The organism is Amycolatopsis sp. NBC_01307, from assembly GCF_035975215.1.
Taxonomy (GTDB): Bacteria; Actinomycetota; Actinomycetes; order Mycobacteriales; family Pseudonocardiaceae; genus Amycolatopsis.
This window is the reverse complement of sequence record NZ_CP108403.1, coordinates 8,757,769-8,772,276: the sequence shown is the minus strand read 5'-3', so window position 1 is coordinate 8,772,276 and position 14,508 is coordinate 8,757,769. Positions and strand designations below refer to the sequence as shown.

The 14,508-nt window shown below is 70.4% G+C and carries 17 protein-coding genes; 8 read left to right on the top strand and 9 right to left on the bottom strand.

What is annotated here, in order from left to right; genetic code table 11:
• Positions 1–79 precede the first annotated feature (79 nt).
• Positions 80–1,726: a TM0106 family RecB-like putative nuclease gene (locus tag OG439_RS38910; protein ID WP_326945507.1), complete on the bottom strand. Its 1,647-nt coding sequence runs from the start codon at positions 1,724–1,726 to the stop codon at positions 80–82.
• Between the two features lie 33 nt (positions 1,727–1,759).
• Here OG439_RS38910 and OG439_RS38905 point away from each other — a divergent pair, with 33 nt between their 5' ends.
• Positions 1,760–2,278, top strand: coding sequence for a DUF6474 family protein (locus OG439_RS38905; protein ID WP_256475888.1), 519 nt, complete (start codon positions 1,760–1,762; stop codon positions 2,276–2,278).
• A gap of 2 nt (positions 2,279–2,280) precedes the next feature.
• Here the strand turns inward: OG439_RS38905 and OG439_RS38900 are convergent, their stop codons facing one another.
• Complete coding sequence (locus tag OG439_RS38900; protein WP_326945506.1) at positions 2,281–2,664, bottom strand: PPOX class F420-dependent oxidoreductase; 384 nt, start codon at positions 2,662–2,664, stop codon at positions 2,281–2,283.
• Between the two features lie 14 nt (positions 2,665–2,678).
• Positions 2,679–3,272 (bottom strand): dihydrofolate reductase family protein, encoded by a 594-nt coding sequence (locus OG439_RS38895; protein ID WP_326951726.1) that lies wholly within the window; start codon positions 3,270–3,272, stop codon positions 2,679–2,681.
• A gap of 89 nt (positions 3,273–3,361) precedes the next feature.
• Between OG439_RS38895 and OG439_RS38890 the strand changes: the two genes are divergently transcribed.
• Positions 3,362–3,814, top strand: coding sequence for a winged helix-turn-helix transcriptional regulator (locus tag OG439_RS38890; RefSeq protein WP_326945505.1), 453 nt, complete (start codon positions 3,362–3,364; stop codon positions 3,812–3,814).
• Between the two features lie 55 nt (positions 3,815–3,869).
• Here OG439_RS38890 and OG439_RS38885 read toward each other — a convergent pair whose 3' ends face one another.
• Genes OG439_RS38885 through OG439_RS38870 form a run of 4 tightly spaced genes read right to left on the bottom strand, consistent with a single transcriptional unit; the run spans position 3,870 to position 7,432 of the window.
• Complete coding sequence (locus OG439_RS38885; protein WP_326945504.1) at positions 3,870–4,838, bottom strand: glycine betaine ABC transporter substrate-binding protein; 969 nt, start codon at positions 4,836–4,838, stop codon at positions 3,870–3,872.
• Positions 4,835–5,614, bottom strand: a complete 780-nt coding sequence (locus tag OG439_RS38880; protein ID WP_326945503.1) for an ABC transporter permease — start codon at positions 5,612–5,614, stop codon at positions 4,835–4,837. The genes OG439_RS38885 and OG439_RS38880 overlap by 4 nt, the downstream gene beginning before the upstream one ends.
• Positions 5,611–6,798, bottom strand: a complete 1,188-nt coding sequence (locus OG439_RS38875; protein ID WP_326945502.1) for an ABC transporter ATP-binding protein — start codon at positions 6,796–6,798, stop codon at positions 5,611–5,613. The genes OG439_RS38880 and OG439_RS38875 overlap by 4 nt, the downstream gene beginning before the upstream one ends.
• Positions 6,785–7,432, bottom strand: coding sequence for an ABC transporter permease (locus tag OG439_RS38870; protein WP_247059756.1), 648 nt, complete (start codon positions 7,430–7,432; stop codon positions 6,785–6,787). Before OG439_RS38870 ends, OG439_RS38875 begins: the two co-directional genes overlap by 14 nt.
• A gap of 370 nt (positions 7,433–7,802) precedes the next feature.
• Between OG439_RS38870 and OG439_RS38865 the strand changes: the two genes are divergently transcribed.
• The 4 genes from OG439_RS38865 to OG439_RS38850 all read left to right on the top strand — a co-directional run bounded on the left by OG439_RS38865 (position 7,803) and on the right by OG439_RS38850 (position 10,720).
• A complete protein-coding gene (locus OG439_RS38865; RefSeq protein ID WP_326951725.1) occupies positions 7,803–8,297 on the top strand; it encodes a hypothetical protein in 495 nt (164 codons plus the stop codon).
• Positions 8,298–8,370: 73 nt separating this feature from the next.
• The gene (locus OG439_RS38860; RefSeq protein ID WP_326945501.1) at positions 8,371–9,135 is read left to right on the top strand and encodes a YcnI family copper-binding membrane protein; all 765 of its coding nucleotides are present in this window, start codon (positions 8,371–8,373) and stop codon (positions 9,133–9,135) included.
• Entirely contained in the window at positions 9,136–9,687 is a 552-nt protein-coding gene (locus OG439_RS38855) for a copper resistance CopC family protein (protein WP_326945500.1), read from the top strand.
• A gap of 4 nt (positions 9,688–9,691) precedes the next feature.
• Positions 9,692–10,720, top strand: a complete 1,029-nt coding sequence (locus OG439_RS38850; protein WP_326945499.1) for a copper resistance D family protein — start codon at positions 9,692–9,694, stop codon at positions 10,718–10,720.
• Between the two features lie 211 nt (positions 10,721–10,931).
• Here the strand turns inward: OG439_RS38850 and OG439_RS38845 are convergent, their stop codons facing one another.
• Positions 10,932–11,819: a phosphotransferase family protein gene (locus OG439_RS38845; protein ID WP_326945498.1), complete on the bottom strand. Its 888-nt coding sequence runs from the start codon at positions 11,817–11,819 to the stop codon at positions 10,932–10,934.
• A 13-nt stretch (positions 11,820–11,832) separates the two neighbouring features.
• Positions 11,833–13,218, bottom strand: coding sequence for a helix-turn-helix transcriptional regulator (locus tag OG439_RS38840; protein ID WP_247059750.1), 1,386 nt, complete (start codon positions 13,216–13,218; stop codon positions 11,833–11,835).
• 328 nt (positions 13,219–13,546) lie between these two features.
• Here OG439_RS38840 and OG439_RS38835 point away from each other — a divergent pair, with 328 nt between their 5' ends.
• Together OG439_RS38835 and OG439_RS38830 are read left to right on the top strand one after the other, a co-directional pair.
• Positions 13,547–13,882: a hypothetical protein gene (locus OG439_RS38835; protein WP_247059747.1), complete on the top strand. Its 336-nt coding sequence runs from the start codon at positions 13,547–13,549 to the stop codon at positions 13,880–13,882.
• Positions 13,883–13,895: 13 nt separating this feature from the next.
• Positions 13,896–14,318 carry a hypothetical protein gene (locus OG439_RS38830; RefSeq protein ID WP_326945497.1) on the top strand — a complete coding sequence of 141 codons (423 nt, stop codon included), beginning with the start codon at positions 13,896–13,898 and terminating at the stop codon, positions 14,316–14,318.
• The last annotated feature ends 190 nt before the right edge of the window (positions 14,319–14,508 follow it).

Here is a 14,508-nt window from a genome sequence, read left to right as displayed (position 1 = left end):
GCACTCCTCGTAGCCGAATACTCGTGGACGAGTATACGCAAGACGCGTCAGCAGGCAAGTGTCTTAGCCGGTGAAACAATCAGAGGTCGAACATGTACGGGACCTCGACCTGGGCCCGTTCGCTGATCCAGCCACGCAGGGCGTGCGTCGCGAGGACGTCGTCCTCGTTGTAGCGCAGCAGCCGCTCGCGCTGGGTGTCGTCCGGCGTCTCGCCGTCCATCCCGACGGCGTCGCGGTACCAGCGCATCGACGCCTCGCCACCCGCCTCCGGGTCGCGCCAGGAGAAGCCGGCGGCCGGGGCGATCACCTTCAGGCCCTTGCCCTGGGAGCAGAGGAACTGGTCGGTGACGCTGCGGAAGAGGTCGACCCACTCCTCGGAGTCCACAAAGGACTGGACTTCCTTCTTCGTGGGGATGCCCGGGTGGTCGCCGAAGCGCTCGACCGAGCCGAAGAGCCAGCGGTTCTCGGCGAGCGCGTTGTAGCAGTAGGCGCGGAAGGTCAGCCCCGCCGCTTCGGTGCGCTCGCGGACGTCGGTCAGCCAGGCCCAGAACTCGGCGAACGAGCGGGCTTCGTCGCCGGTCGGCAGCGGGTCCCACGTCGCGAACGCGCGGTAGCCCGGCTCGAGGCCGATGTCGGCGCCGCTGAGCAGGCAGCCCCAGAGGTACGCGCCGGCGTCGCCGAAGCTCTCCATGTCGACGTCGACCTCGACGTCGCCGCGCGGCACGTCGACCCGGTCGACGCGGCGGACGAGCGTGAGGCCGGCCAGCCAGGCGCGGGCGAGCACGACGGCGTCCGGGAACGTCACGCCGGTCCAGTTGATCACCGGCGCCTCGCCCGCCGGGTCGAGCGCGGCCAGGTTGTCCACAGTGGACACGCCGGCGCGGCGCAGCTCCATCGCGTCTTCGCCACGCACCACGAGGCTGACGTCCCGGGTCTCGGTGAGCAGCGCTTCGCACGTCGGCCACCATGGACACCCGCGGCACTCCAGCACCCGCGACGGCTCGGCCAGCGGCTCCTCGCCGTTCGCGGCGGCGTTGGCGATGGCGAGCCGGTCGGCGAACCGGGCCTGGTACTCGGTGATCGCGCTGCGCCCGTTCGGCCAGGTGCCCGCGGTGAGGTCGTGCCAGACGACGACGTCGGCGTCGAGGCCGATCACGCCGCCGAGGACGAGGCCTTCGTCGGCCTGCCCGAGCGTCTGCAACATCCGGCGGATGTGCACCAGCCGGAGCTGGTCACGCGGCTGCGAACGGACCTTGCGGCCGCTGTCGGAGCCGCGGTTGGCCGGGTCGAGGTCGGTCATCTCGGTGACGATCGCGCCGGCGCCGCGGTCGGTGATGCGGTGGCGCACCACGAGCACCGGCACGTACCCGCGGCCGGTGCGGACGAGCAGGTCGATGCCGCCGCGCCGGTGCCCGGCCGGGTCGACCGGCAGCAACGCGCCCCAGATGTAGCGCGCTTCGGCGGCCAAGGCCTGCTCGGTGCGTTCGACGCGCTCGCCCGCCGGGAGGTCGCGGTCGATCTTCACCCACTGCTCCGGCCCGCCGGACGCGGCCATCAGCCGGGCGACGATGTCGTCCCGATGCGCTGCGGCGTCGGCGATCCGCTGCTGCGCCGTCGGATCCGGCGGTGACAGCGGGACCCCGCGCATGAGCGGATCGTGCTCGAGGTGCACCCGGCGGCGGCAGCGGCTGACCGCTCCCGCGTCGAGTACCACCTCGCCCTTCATGGAGATCACTCTAGAGGCCACCGCCGAGCCGCCATGCCCGCCACGGGCAAGACCAGTAAGTTCGGACTTCGACACGTCGCAGGAGGTGCCATGGCGCGCAAGGCCAAGGTCGAGGGTGAAGGCCGATTCACCCCCAAGAAGACGAAGAACGCGATCGCGGTGGCCAAGGTGCTCGGGCCCGTCGTGATTCCCGTGGTCGCGCCGTACGCGGTGCGCGCGGCGGGCGCCGCCCGGGAGGTGTACGACCGCTACCAGGCGCGGAAGCTCGGGGTCGAGGTCGACCAGCTCGGCAGCTACACCGGCCGCGGCGCGGCGCTGCACGCCCGGATCGCGGGCATCGCCGAAGGCTGCCGGGACCTGCAGAAGTCCGAGAAGGCGACGCCCGCCGACGTCGAGTTCGTGAAGGACTCGCTCGGGACGCTGGAGCAGCTGTCGGCGACGGTCCGCGCCGCCGAGCGGATGCCGGCGGCGCGCCGGAAGTCGGCGCACCGCGCGGTCGCCGGCGAGCTGGAGCGGTTGGAGGGTCAGCTGCTGCACCGCCTGGGCATCTAGCCTCAGCGCATCCCCACCTGCTGGCTGGTGGGCTCGATGAGCACGGCGAAACGCTCCTGCTCACGCGGGTACGGGCCGCCGGTGTACTTCTTCGCGATGGTGTCGACGATGTCCCAGCCGGCGTCGCCGTCGACCCGTTCGACGACCGTGCCGCGGATGATCACCGGCTGGTACGGGTTGTCGGCCGGCGTCAGGGAGATCGCGACGCGGGGGTCGCGTTCCCAGTTGCGGGCCTTGCGCGAGCCCGGGCCGGTGAAGACGGCGATGTGGTCGCCGTGGGTGCCGATCCAGACCGGGACGGCGTGCGGGCCGCCGTCGGGCAGCACGGTGGCGATGTGGGCGATCGGGGTGCCGGCGAGGATCTCGCGCAGGTCGTCGTTGATCATGGTGAGCTGCTCCTTCAGTTTTCGACTGCGTATCGAAGATGGGTGACACCGGGCGCCGGGACAACTTCGAGAAGGCGGAGGCGCACGTGCGCGGGCAGCGCCTGGAAGAACGGACGCCCGCCGCCGAGCAGGACCGGCACCTGGTGCAGGACGACTTCTTCGACGAGCCCCGCCTTCAGCCCCTCGGTCAGCGCACCGCCACCCATCAGGGTGACGTCCTTGTCGCCGGCGATCCCGCGTGCCGCCGCGATTGCGTCCTCGATCCCGGTGGTGACGAGCGTCTGCCAGTCGGTGATCCCGGGCGCCGGGTGGTGACTGAGCAGGACGAGCGGCGCCGTCGGGTGCGGGCTGCCGCCGCCGAAGCGGTCGGAGTCCTCGTAGGTGTTGCGGCCGACGACGACCGCGCCGACGCGGCCGGCGACGTCGTCGAAGACCCGCGCGCTCGGCTCGCTCAGCTTGAAGCCGTCGAACACCGCGCTGGGCGTGTCGCCGGCGAAGTACCAGTCGAAGAGCGAACCGCCGTCGCCGAGCCCGTGACCAGGGCCGGGTCCGGCGCCGGTGATGTACCCGTCGACCGACACCGCGTGTGCGCCGAAGACCTTGCCCATCTCGTCATCCTCCCAGAGTTCCTTCAAGAGACTCCAGAACCGTAGCAGCCAGAGTTCCCTGAGGGAACCCCGAGGCGTAGACTGGGTGCATGCAGCGGACGAACTTCGGCGAAATGGCGTGCTCGATCGCGCGCACGCTCGACGTCATCGGCGAGCCGTGGTCACCGCTGATCCTGCGGGACGTCTGGGTCGGCTTCACCCGGTTCGAGCAGCTCCAGGCGGACCTCGGCATCTCGCGCAAGGTCCTGACCGAGCGGCTGAACCACCTCGTCGAGCACGGCGTGCTCGACCGGCGGCCCTACGACCAGCGGCCGCGCTACGAGTACGTCCTGACGGAGAAGGGCACCGACCTCGTCGACCTGCTCATGGTGATGGCCGGCTGGGGTGACAAGTGGCTCGCCGGCGCGGCCGGGCCGCCGGTCCTCTACCGCCACCGCGGGTGCGGTGAGATCAGCGCGGCCGGCGTGCGGTGCACCTGCTGCGGCGAGCCGATGCACGCCCGCGACGTCGACCCGCTGCCCGGTCCCGGTGCGGCCGCCTGAGACAGCGAAACGGCCGGGCAGCGTGTGCTGCCCGGCCGTTCCCCGTCGTGGCGGGCTACTTCACGAAGCCCTTCTTGACCATCCAGTCGTGGGCCACCTTGCCCGCGTCCTGGCCGTCGACGTCGACCTGCTTGCAGAGCTGGACCATCTGCTCGTTGTCGATCGCCGCGCTGATCTTCTCCAGCGGGCCGCGGATGTCCGGGTGCGCCTTGACGAAGTCCGTGCGCAGCGTCGCGACCGCGTTGTACTGCGGGAACGCCTTCTTGTCGTCCTCGAGCACCCGCAGGTTGAGCCCGGAGATCCGGCCGTCGGTGGTGAACACCTCGCCGACCGGGCACGTGCCGCCCGCGACCGCCGAGTAGATCGTGCCGATGCCGAAGTTCTCGATCTTCGGGTTCTGGAAGCCGTAGGCCTTGACCGCGGCCGGGAACCCGTCCTGGCGGCTGGTGAACTCCGTCTCCAGGCAGAACACCGCCTGGTCCGGCTTCTGCTTGATGAACGCCGCGAGGTCCGACGTCGTCTTCAGGTTGTTCTGCGCGCCGTACGCCTCGGTGACGGCGAAGGCGTACTGGTCGTTGAGCGGCGAGTAGTTCAGCCAGGTGACGCCGAACTTCTCTTCGTCGGCCTTGGCCGTCGCCTCGTACTGGGCCTTCTCGCCGCCGGGCACCGGGAGCTCGTTGCCCTGGTAGTTGATCCAGCCCGTGCCGGTGTACTCCCAGGTGACGTCGGTCTGCCCGGAGAGCAGCGCCTGCCGCGACGAGTTGGACCCCTTGATGTCCGACAGGTCTACGACGTCCGCGCCCGACGCGGTCAGCGCCATCTCGGCCATGTACGCCAGGATGATGTTCTCGGTGAAGTCCTTCGACCCCACCGTCACCTTCAGGCCCTGCAGCGACGGGATCGGCTGGATCGTGCCCGGCTGGATGTCGTAGGGCACGGCCTGGTTGACCGTCAGCCCGCACGCCGAGAGCGTCGCGCCCAGCACCGCCGCGCCGAAGACTGCCGTTATGCGCCGGAATTTCATCGCAGCCCCTTCGGTCCGAAGAACTGTTCGGCGACCGCGCCGAGCCAGTCGACCAGCAGCGCGAGCGCCACGGCCAGCACCGAACCGGTGACCAGCACCGAGGTCAGGTTCAGCTTGTACCCGGTGTCGATGAGCAGCCCGAACCCGCCGGCGTTGACGAACATGCCGAACGTCGCGGTGCCGACCGCCAGCACCAGCGAGGTGCGCAGGCCGGCCAGGATCAGCGGGACGGCCAGCGGCATCTCGACGCGGAACAGCACCGCGGTCGCCGACATCCCGATGCCGCGGCCCGCGTCGATCAGCGACTCGTCGACCTGCTGGATGCCGACCATCGTGTTCCGCAGCACCGGCAGCAGCGAGTAGAAGGCCAGCGGCAGCGCCGCCACCCACAGCCCGCCGGTCGCGCCGGTGACGATGAACCACAGCACCAGCACGCCGAGCGCGGGCGCGGCCTGGCCGATGTTCGCGATCGCCAGGAAGATCGGCGCGAGGAACCGCGCCCACGGCCGCGTCACGATCACCCCGAGCGGCACCGCGACCAGTACGACGATCGCGGTCACCACCAGCGTCATCAGGACGTGGTCACCCAGCGCCGTGAACAACGAAGAGGCGTTGAGCGTCTCCTTCTCGGTCGCGGTCAGGCCGCTCGAGAACACCCAGATCAGGGTCACGGCGACGATCACCAGCACCACGGCGGGCTGCGCGAACAGCCGGACGCGTTCCGCGCGCTTGGAGCCGGACTCGGTGGAAAAACCGGTATCGACGGCAGCGGTCATGCGGACACCTCCTCGCCGTTCGTGTGCTCTTCACGCAGGTGCTGGATGGTCGCGATCACGGTGTCCAGCTGGATGGTGCCCGCGTACTCCCCGCGCGCACCGGTCACCGGCACCGAACCGCCCTCGGCGAGCATCGCCTCGAGCGCGTCCTGCAGCGTCGACTGCAGGCTGACGATGTCGCGCAGCGGCCGTCCGGCGGTCGCCAGTGACGACGCCGACGTCAGCTCGCGCACGTGCGCCCAGCGGATCGGCCGCTTGCGCTGGTCGAGGACCAGTGCGAAGTGCTTGCGCTGGTCTTCGAGCTTCTTGCGGACCTCGGCCGGGTCGTCGTCGACCGTCGCGGTCAGCGCGTCCTGCTGGAGCTCGACATCGCGGACCCGCAGCAGCGTCAGCTGCTTCAGCGACGCGCCCGCGCCGACGAAGCCGGCGACCGTGTCGTTGGCCGGGTTCGCCAGGATCGCCTCGGGCGTGTCGTACTGCAGGATCGACGACTGGTTGCCCAGCACCGCGATCTTGTCGCCGAGCTTCACGGCCTCGTCGAAGTCGTGCGTGACGAAGACGATGGTCTTCTTCAGCTCCGTCTGCAGCCGCAGGAGCTCGTCCTGCAGGTTGCCGCGGGTGATCGGGTCGACCGCGCCGAACGGCTCGTCCATCAGCAGCACCGGCGGGTCCGCCGCCAGCGCGCGGGCGACGCCGACACGCTGCTGCTGACCGCCGGAGAGCTGCCGCGGGAAGCGGTCGCGGAAGTCGGACGCGTCGAGGCCGACCAGGTCCATCATCTCCTCGACCCGGTCGTTGACCTTCTGCTTGTCCCAGCCGAGCAGGCCCGGCACGACCCCGATGTTCTGCGCGACGGTGAAGTGCGGGAAGAGCCCGGCCTGCTGGATTGCGTAGCCGATCCGGCGGCGCAGGGTGTCGACGTCCAGCTTGAGCGCGTCGTCGCCGCCGATGGTGATCCGGCCGGACGTCGGCTCGATCAGCCGGTTGATCATCCGCATCGTGGTGGTCTTGCCGCAGCCGGACGGGCCGACGAAGACGACGATCTTGCCGGCGGGCACGACCATGGAGAAGTCGTCGACGGCGGCTTCGCGGGTCCCGGCGTACTTCTTGGTGACGTGCTCCAGTTCGATCTCGACGCCGGAGACGCCGTTTTCTTCGGTCACAGCGTTCTCAGCCACGGACACCCCTCGAGATGGTGAAGCGCTTGATCAGGACGTAGACGCCGTCGAGGATCAGGGCGAGGATGACGACCCCGACCGTGCCGGTGACGGCTTGGTTCAGGGAGTTCGTGCTCCCCGCGTTCGTGAGCCCGGAGAAGACCTCGGCGCCGAGGCCGGGGCCCTTCGCGTAGGCCGAGATCACCGCGATGCCCATCAGCATCTGCGTGGAGACCCGCATCCCGGTGAGGATCGCCGGCCAGGCCAGCCGCAGCTCGACCCGGGTCAGCACGCCGAACCGGCTCATCCCGATGCCGCGCGCGGCGTCGGTGATCGCGGGGTCGACGCCGTCGAGTCCCACGATGGTGTTACGGACGATCGGCAGGAGGCCGTAGAGCACCAGCGCGATGACAGCGGTCGTCGGACCGAGCCCGGAGATCGGGATCAGCAGCCCCAAGAGGGCGAAGGACGGCACCGTCAGGATCGTGCTGGCCAGTGCGGTGGCGAGCGCCGAACCGATCGGGCTGCGGTAGACCGCCACCCCGATCAGCACGCCGAGCACCGCCGCGAGGATCGTGCACTGCACCACCAGGCTGGTGTGCAGGTAGGCCTCCAACCACAACTTGCTCGCCCGGTCCGAGATGTACTCGAAGAGATTCATCCGTGTCCGCACTCCCGCCCGCGTCCGTGAGGCTTCACCCGAACGGGCTAGCTCCTGACCGACGGCTCAGTACCCACCGTGCGCCGAAGCCAAACCCCCGTTCCAGGCCTCATTGATTCCGACACCGTTCCGTATCCGGACGTGATCGGCAACAAAAAGCCGATTTTTCAGGGTTTCGGGTGGCGGAGCCCCCGGCCCGGGGCGGAGACCCGGCGATGACAGCGTTGAACCGATGCCGATCGGGAGCCGTGAACTCCACGTGTGCTCAGTTGACGGGATCACCAAATCACCCGTCGGGGAGTCGCTTAGAGTGTTCGCCATGAGCACTTCAGGACGGCGTCCCGCCGTGCTGGGTGCTACTCGCGGCGTGTTGCTCGCGGTGACCGCGGGTGCGCTCACCGTCACCGCGCACCGGCTCGCCGACGGCGGGCTGCCGGATCCGGCGATGACCGTGCTGCTCAGCGGCCTGTTCGGCTGGACGGCGACCGCGCTGGCCCGCAAGGCCCGCGGCCCGCTCGCCACCATCGGCCTGCTGGGCGCGGCCCAGCTCGTGATGCACCTGCTGCTCACGACGCTCGCCGGGCACCACGACATGTACGCCATGCCGGGCACCGAGAGCCTCGGCATGGTCGCCGCGCACGCCGTCGCGACCGTGGTCACGGCGCTGCTGCTCGCTCGCGCGGACGAGACGCTGGTCGCCCTGCTGGCCGCGTTGCGCGCGATCCTGCCGCGGCTGCTCGGCCCGCTGCCGGTGCCGGTCGCGGCCGCCTCGCTCGTCCCGGCCCGCACCGCGGCGCCGAGCCACCTCGTCGGCGTCGACCTGCGCCGGATCCACGGGCGGCGCGGCCCGCCCGCCCACTCCTGAACCGAGCTTCTTCCCCCGCACCAGCGAACCCCCGAGTTCGCTGTCCCCTTTTGAGTTCATCAGGAGTGAACGCATGTCCCAGCACGTCTTCAAGCGCGCCGGTTTCCTCGCCGCCACCATCGGTGTCGCCGGCCTCCTCGGCACCGGCGTCGCCTCCGCGCACGTCACCGCCAACGTCTACGGCGCCCAGCCGACGAAGGGCGGTTACGCGGCGATCGTGTTCCGCGTGCCGAGCGAAGAGCCGACCACGATGACCACCAAGGTCGCCGTGGACTTCAAGGCGGACTACGGCATCGGCAGCGTGCGGACCAAGCCGATCCCCGGCTGGACCGCCGAAGTCACCAAGTCGAAGCTGCCGGCCCCGATCACCAAGGACAACGGCACGCAGATCACCGAGGCCGTCACCGCGGTGACGTGGACCGCGGCACCGGGCAGCGAGCTCAAGTCCACCAACTACCAGGAGTTCGAGGTCAGCTTCGGCCCGCTGCCGTCCAACGTGGACGAGGTCGAGTTCCCGGCCCACCAGACCTACAGCGACGGCAAGGTCGTCGACTGGAACCAGCCGACCCCGGCCGGTGGCGAAGAGCCGGAGCACCCGGCGCCGGCCGTCAAGCTGGCCGCGAAGGCCGCCGACGGCGACGAGCACGCCGGCATGGGCGCGAACACCGCGGCGACCACCGGCGAGCACACTGAAGCCGCGGCGTCGTCGACGTCGGACAGCACCGCGCGCTGGCTCGGCGGGGCCGGCCTGCTCGTGGGCGCGATCGGTCTCGGTGTCGGGGCCGGCGCGACGATCCGGGCCCGCAAGGCCACAGCGAAGCCGGGAGGCGCCAGCTAAATGCGGAAAGCCCTCGTGGCGCTGGCGTTGACGGTGGTGGCCGTGCTCGGCACGGCCACCCCGGCGCTGGCGCACAACGTGCTGATCTCCGCGGACCCGGCGAACGGCTCGTCCGTCGCCGCCGGGCCGCAGAAGGTCAGCCTGACGTTCGACCAGTACGTGCAGGGCGCGGACGTCAACCAGATCGCGGTGACCGGACCCGGCGGCGGCCAGTGGGCCGAGGGACCGATCAGCGTGGTGAACAACGTCATCAGCGCGCCACTGCGGCCGCTCGGACCGGCCGGGAAGTACACGATCGGCTACCGGGTGCTGTCCGCGGACGGCCACCCGGTGACCGGCGAGCTGACGTTCACCCTCACCGCCGCGGGCACCGGCACGCCGGCGACCGTGGACGCGGCGAAGTCGCCCGGCGGCTCCTCCTCGCAGGCGACGTCGCAGTCGTCGTCCACCGGGGTGCCGATCTGGGTGTGGATCGCCGGCGCGGTCGTCCTGCTGGCGATCGGGCTGGTCGTCGCGCTGCGGTCGGGCGGCAAAGCCGTGGAAGAGAACTGAGAAGATGACTCAGGCCGAGACCACCACCAAGCCCCGCTACGTCACGCTGCTCTGCATGGTGACGGCGGGGCTGCTCGGCGCCCTCATCGGCGTCGCGCTCACCGCCAGCACCCCGGTCCCCGGCGTGGTGGAGCCCAGCGCGGTGGTCTCGGCCGGCATCCCGATCGTCCGCGTGCTGCTCGACCTGTCCGCGGTCACGACGATCGGGCTCGCGCTGCTGTCGGTGCTCGTCGGGTACGACCGGCCGAAGCTCACCGAGCCGATCATGCGGCTGGCCCGGCCGGCCGGCGTCGCGGCCGCGCTCATCTGGGCCACGACCGCCGTCGTCACGCTGATCCTGCAGACCGCGGAGTACAAGCCGGGCTCCTCGACGCTCACGGCGTCCGACATCGGCAGCTACATCGCGAACGTCGGTGCCGGGAAGGCGCTCGTCATCGTCGCCGTGCTGGCCCTGGCGCACGCCGGGATCGGCGCGCTCGCCCTGCGGTACGGCGAGAAGATCCCCGCCGAGGTCCGCGTCGGGCTCGGCCTGTTCGCGCTGCTGCCGCTGCCGGTCACCGGGCACGCGTCGAACTGGAGCTACCACGACTACACGATGATCTCGATGGAGCTGCACGTGATGAGCGCCGTCGCCTGGACCGGCGGCCTCGGCGCGATGGCCGTGCTGCTCGTCGCGAACCGGACGCTGCTGGCGCACGCGATGCCCCGGTTCTCGAAGCTGGCGACGCTCTGCCTGATCATCTCGGCGGCGACCGGCCTGTTCAACGGCCTCATCGAGATCTCGCTCAACCCGACCATCGGGTTCTGGGCGGCGATCTTCACGACGCCGTACGGGCAGCTGCTCATCCTCAAGCTCGCCTGCACCGGGGTGATCGCGCTGCTCGGCGCGAACGTCCGCTGGCGGCTGATGCCCCAGATCGTCCGGCACAACCGGACGGCGCTCGCCTCGTGGGCGACGCTCGAGCTGACCGTCATGGGATTGGCGTTCGGCTTCGCCGTCGTGCTCACGCGCGCACCGGTCGTCGCGTCTTGAACGCGCGCCAATGCAGGTAGAACCGACGTGGCGTCACGGCGTGTAGCTGCAACTTGCGCATTGGAATGACTGGGCATCCATTGGAGGTGACCGGTCGGGCAGAACTTTCTACCGTGAGCAGACGACATTCCGTAAGCGACGAACGGTCATCCGAGGTCGTCGAATGCACGTGCAGGATGTGGCGCCGGTCACATGATGTGACAACGTCCGCTCAGCGGTAACGCGTCCACCGGACGTCCGTCCGGCCGTGCCGGAGATCGTCCAACCGGCGGAAGAGCTCCGGCCGCACCTGGGGCCGGCTGCGCAGGATGGGCAGCACGCTGGTCGTCAGCTTCAGTTCGCGGATCCCCCGCAACACGGCGAAACCGGGCCAGGACGTCACGTCGAAGCCGTAGGCCGCGGCGAACGTCCGGTACTGCACCGGCGGGTCCCCGAACCGCTCACGGCCGACGGCGAGCGGCGTCAGGTCCCATTCCGGCGGCCCGACGCACGACGAGTCGAAGTCGCAGAGCACCGGCCCGTCCGGGCCCGGGATGACGTTGCCGGGGTACGCGTCGCCGTGGACCAGGCCCCGGGGCAGCGGGAACTCCAGGCCGGCCAGCGCGGCCTCGAGCTCGGCGCAGCGGTCCAGCAGGAACGCGCGGTCGGCGGCGCTGATCTCCTCGGCGTCCGACACCCGGGCCCGCACCGCGGCGAACGGCGCCCACTCGGCGAGGCCGTCGGGCGCGGGGAGGGCGTGCACCTGGCTCAGCAGGCGGGCCAGGTCGGCCGGGGACGCCGGCCGGCCGATGCTCGGCACCTGGTGCCACACGGTCACGAGGTGCTCGCCGACCGCCATCGGCTGCTCGACGCCGCCGAGCAGCCGGATCGCCGGGACGCCGTGCTCTTCGAAGTGGCGGGCGACGCGGACCACGGTCCCGACGCGGTGCCGGAGCCGGGTCGAGCCGACGATCCGGACCACTACCGGGGCCGTGACCAGCGCGTACACCGCGTTGTTGGTGAACCGCAGCAGCCGCGCGCCGGTGGGGTCGAGGCCGAGCAGCGTGCAGGTCTCGGCCAGCACGCCGCGCAGCTTCTCCGGGGTGAACCGTCCGTCCAAGACGGTTCCGGCGTTACGCGGCGTAGAAAGCGTGGAGGCGATCGGCGAGGTCACGGGCGTCGGCGTTGTTGCGGCGGCGCTCGGCCTCTTCCTGCAGGGGCCGCATCCGGTCCTTCACGCGCTCGGACTTGATGCCCTCGGCGCAGTCGATGGCCTTGCCGCCGACCTTGGAACCGTGGTCGAGGTCGCCGTCCAGCAGGTGGTTGGTGGCCAGCGCGCTCAACATGAACGTCTTGGAGCGGGCCATCTCGTCGTCGTAGGAGTCGACGGCCCTGGTCAGCGCGGGGATCGCGAACTTGGTGTGCTCGGCGTTCTTCTGCGCGAGGACCGTGTGGACGGTGCCGACCATGGCGTAGACGTCGGTCTCGGTGAAGAACTTCACCCACGACTCGGCTTCGGCCAGGTTGGCGCGCTCGAACTCGTCCTTGCTCCGGCCGAGCAGCTTCACCGCCTGCTCCTCGTTGCCCATCATCGCGTAGGCCCAGGCCTCGTTCGCGCAGAGCACGGACACCGCCAGCTCGGAGCCCGATTCCTGGGCGGCGATCTGGCCGAGCTGGAACAGCTTCAGCGCGTCGTTCGGGGCGTCCTGGTGCAGGTAGACGCGGCCCATGCGGTAGAGCACGTTGGCCACCAGCGGGTGGTTCTCGCCCTGCTTGGCCAGGTCCAGCGCGTTCGCGAAGTGGCCGCGGGCGGAGTCCATCAGCCCGGTGTCGAACGACGTCCAGCCGGCCAGCGAGTGCAGATCGGCGAGCGCCACGTAGAGCCGGTTCTTGACCAGGTCGGTGCCGTTGGACTCCAGCATCTGCTGGCCCCAGGACAGCTGCGCCACGACGGCGTCGCGGCAGAACCCGCCGCCGTACTGGTAGTCCAGGGCGCGCAGCGCGCGCGTCGCGGCTTCCACCTGGCGCACGTCGGTCATCCCGATGCGCCCGGGAGCGGGCGTTCGCGCCGGTCCCGCCGACCACGTGCCCGATTCCGGACCGAACACCGCCGCACCCATCGTGACCTGGGCGGCGTGCGCGAGGAACCTCCGTCGCTTCACGGACTCGTCCTCCTCAGCCTGCTGGCCGTCGGCGGAGCCGACGACGCGTATCGCCGTGGCCTCGTCGTAGGCGAGGCCCATGTATCCACGCGGGACACCCAGGCCGTCGGCGATCCTGGTGAGGACGTCGTAGGCCATGACCTGGCGACCCTTGAGGATCTCCGACACCTCGGACTGGGACTGGCCGGTCATCGCGGCGATCTGGCGCTGCGAGACACCGTGCTTGCGAAGGAGCCGGTAGACGGCGCTGATCTCACGGGCGGCGAGCGCAGCTCTCATCTCGGGCTGCTCCCACGCGTCAGCGGGAACGGCGTGGCTCTGCCGGGCATCGGCACTGCCACCGTTACTGGCGTCCATCGCGCCCCCTCCACTGTCCGGTCGGGCGTCTGTGAATCAGCGTAAGCAAAGCTGCCGAACCTTGTGAACCAGGCGAACTGCGGCCTGATCGGTCCGGGCGAAGTCCGTTGACCGCTTACCGTGGAACCGAGTCCGGTCACCGCTATGACGCCATTTCGACCTTCTATCGCACCCGGTTTCACCTCACTGTAGTTGTCAGATCTCCGTCACCGCCCGGACACCGGTTGCGATCACGGAGAGCTACGAAAACCGCAGCGCTGTGACAACGCGAAGACGAAGCGATGTCGCAGAAGGCAGTTTCGAAGAGGACGACAGAGCGGAGAAGGGCGTGGAGTTCGTGGACTCGTTCGCAGGGGGACATGTCGGTACGGCCACTCGTGCCGTGCGGCCGGCGGTCTCTCCCATCTCCCCTGTCCGTCCGGTCACCCCCGCCGCCGCGGTGGACCCCCGCACCGCGGCCGTCCGCCACTACGAAGGCGGCCAGCTCGTGTGGCGGGTGCAGTGCGGAGACCTCATCGAGCGCGAACGCGCGGTGACGGTCTTCGTCGAGGACAACCAGGTGGTACTGGTCTCGCCCCCCGGCGAGACCGCGCGGTTGACGTCCGGCCAGCTCGGACAGCTGCGCGCCGCGCTCAACGAAGCCGCCAAGATGGCGGAAAGGTAACGGTGAGCTGATCATGGATCAGGTACTCGGGCAGGTCCTCCGCAATGCGGTCTGGGAGCGCCTCGACATGCTGACCGACCTGGCGAACCGCGCCGACGCCCAGTCGCTCGTCTCGGTCGCGCGCTCCGAACTCCCCCGCCTCACGGAGGCGTGGCGCGCGATGCTGAAGATGCACGAGCCCGACGAGCGCGGCGACTGCCCCACCTGCTCGACCCGGTGGCACCGCTGCAAGGCGCCGTGCTCGGTCTGGCAGGTCGCGCACGAGCACCTGGTGGCCGGCGGCCTCGCCCCGCAGCAGGCCTCGACGGCCCGTGGGCTGCAGGGCCGGCGCACGAGCCCGGTGCCGACGCAGGGCCGTCAGGTGCCCGCCCCGTCCCCGGCCGAGACCACCGGGCGACACGCCCTGGTGAACCCGCGCCGCGCGCTCACCGCCTGATCCACCCCGGTCCGGGAGCGCGGCCGGCCGATCGCCCCATCGGACCCGCGCCCGCTCTCGCCTTGGCCGGGGACTGTTTCGCCCGCACCCCCGAGCAGCGCGAACCAGTCCCCGGCCAACCTCCCGGTCCCCATCGCGATTAATCGAAAAAATTACGCGTTAGCCCTAGCCCGGGCGGTAATCGCCCGCT

Excerpts from the sequence above, each read along its gene's own strand:
- OG439_RS38850 (WP_326945499.1), top strand. The coding sequence starts at position 9,692 with ATGACTCAGGCCGAGACCACCACCAAGCCCCGCTACGTCACGCTGCTC.
- OG439_RS38840 (WP_247059750.1), bottom strand. The coding sequence starts at position 13,218 with ATGGACGCCAGTAACGGTGGCAGTGCCGATGCCCGGCAGAGCCACGCC.
- OG439_RS38905 (WP_256475888.1), top strand. The coding sequence starts at position 1,760 with ATGCCCGCCACGGGCAAGACCAGTAAGTTCGGACTTCGACACGTCGCA.
- OG439_RS38890 (WP_326945505.1), top strand. The coding sequence starts at position 3,362 with ATGCAGCGGACGAACTTCGGCGAAATGGCGTGCTCGATCGCGCGCACG.
- OG439_RS38880 (WP_326945503.1), bottom strand. The coding sequence starts at position 5,614 with ATGACCGCTGCCGTCGATACCGGTTTTTCCACCGAGTCCGGCTCCAAG.
- OG439_RS38860 (WP_326945501.1), top strand. The coding sequence starts at position 8,371 with ATGTCCCAGCACGTCTTCAAGCGCGCCGGTTTCCTCGCCGCCACCATC.
- OG439_RS38900 (WP_326945506.1), bottom strand. The coding sequence starts at position 2,664 with ATGATCAACGACGACCTGCGCGAGATCCTCGCCGGCACCCCGATCGCC.
- OG439_RS38855 (WP_326945500.1), top strand. The coding sequence starts at position 9,136 with ATGCGGAAAGCCCTCGTGGCGCTGGCGTTGACGGTGGTGGCCGTGCTC.
- OG439_RS38870 (WP_247059756.1), bottom strand. The coding sequence starts at position 7,432 with ATGAATCTCTTCGAGTACATCTCGGACCGGGCGAGCAAGTTGTGGTTG.
- OG439_RS38830 (WP_326945497.1), top strand. The coding sequence starts at position 13,896 with ATGGATCAGGTACTCGGGCAGGTCCTCCGCAATGCGGTCTGGGAGCGC.
- OG439_RS38885 (WP_326945504.1), bottom strand. The coding sequence starts at position 4,838 with ATGAAATTCCGGCGCATAACGGCAGTCTTCGGCGCGGCGGTGCTGGGC.
- OG439_RS38895 (WP_326951726.1), bottom strand. The coding sequence starts at position 3,272 with ATGGGCAAGGTCTTCGGCGCACACGCGGTGTCGGTCGACGGGTACATC.
- OG439_RS38910 (WP_326945507.1), bottom strand. The coding sequence starts at position 1,726 with ATGAAGGGCGAGGTGGTACTCGACGCGGGAGCGGTCAGCCGCTGCCGC.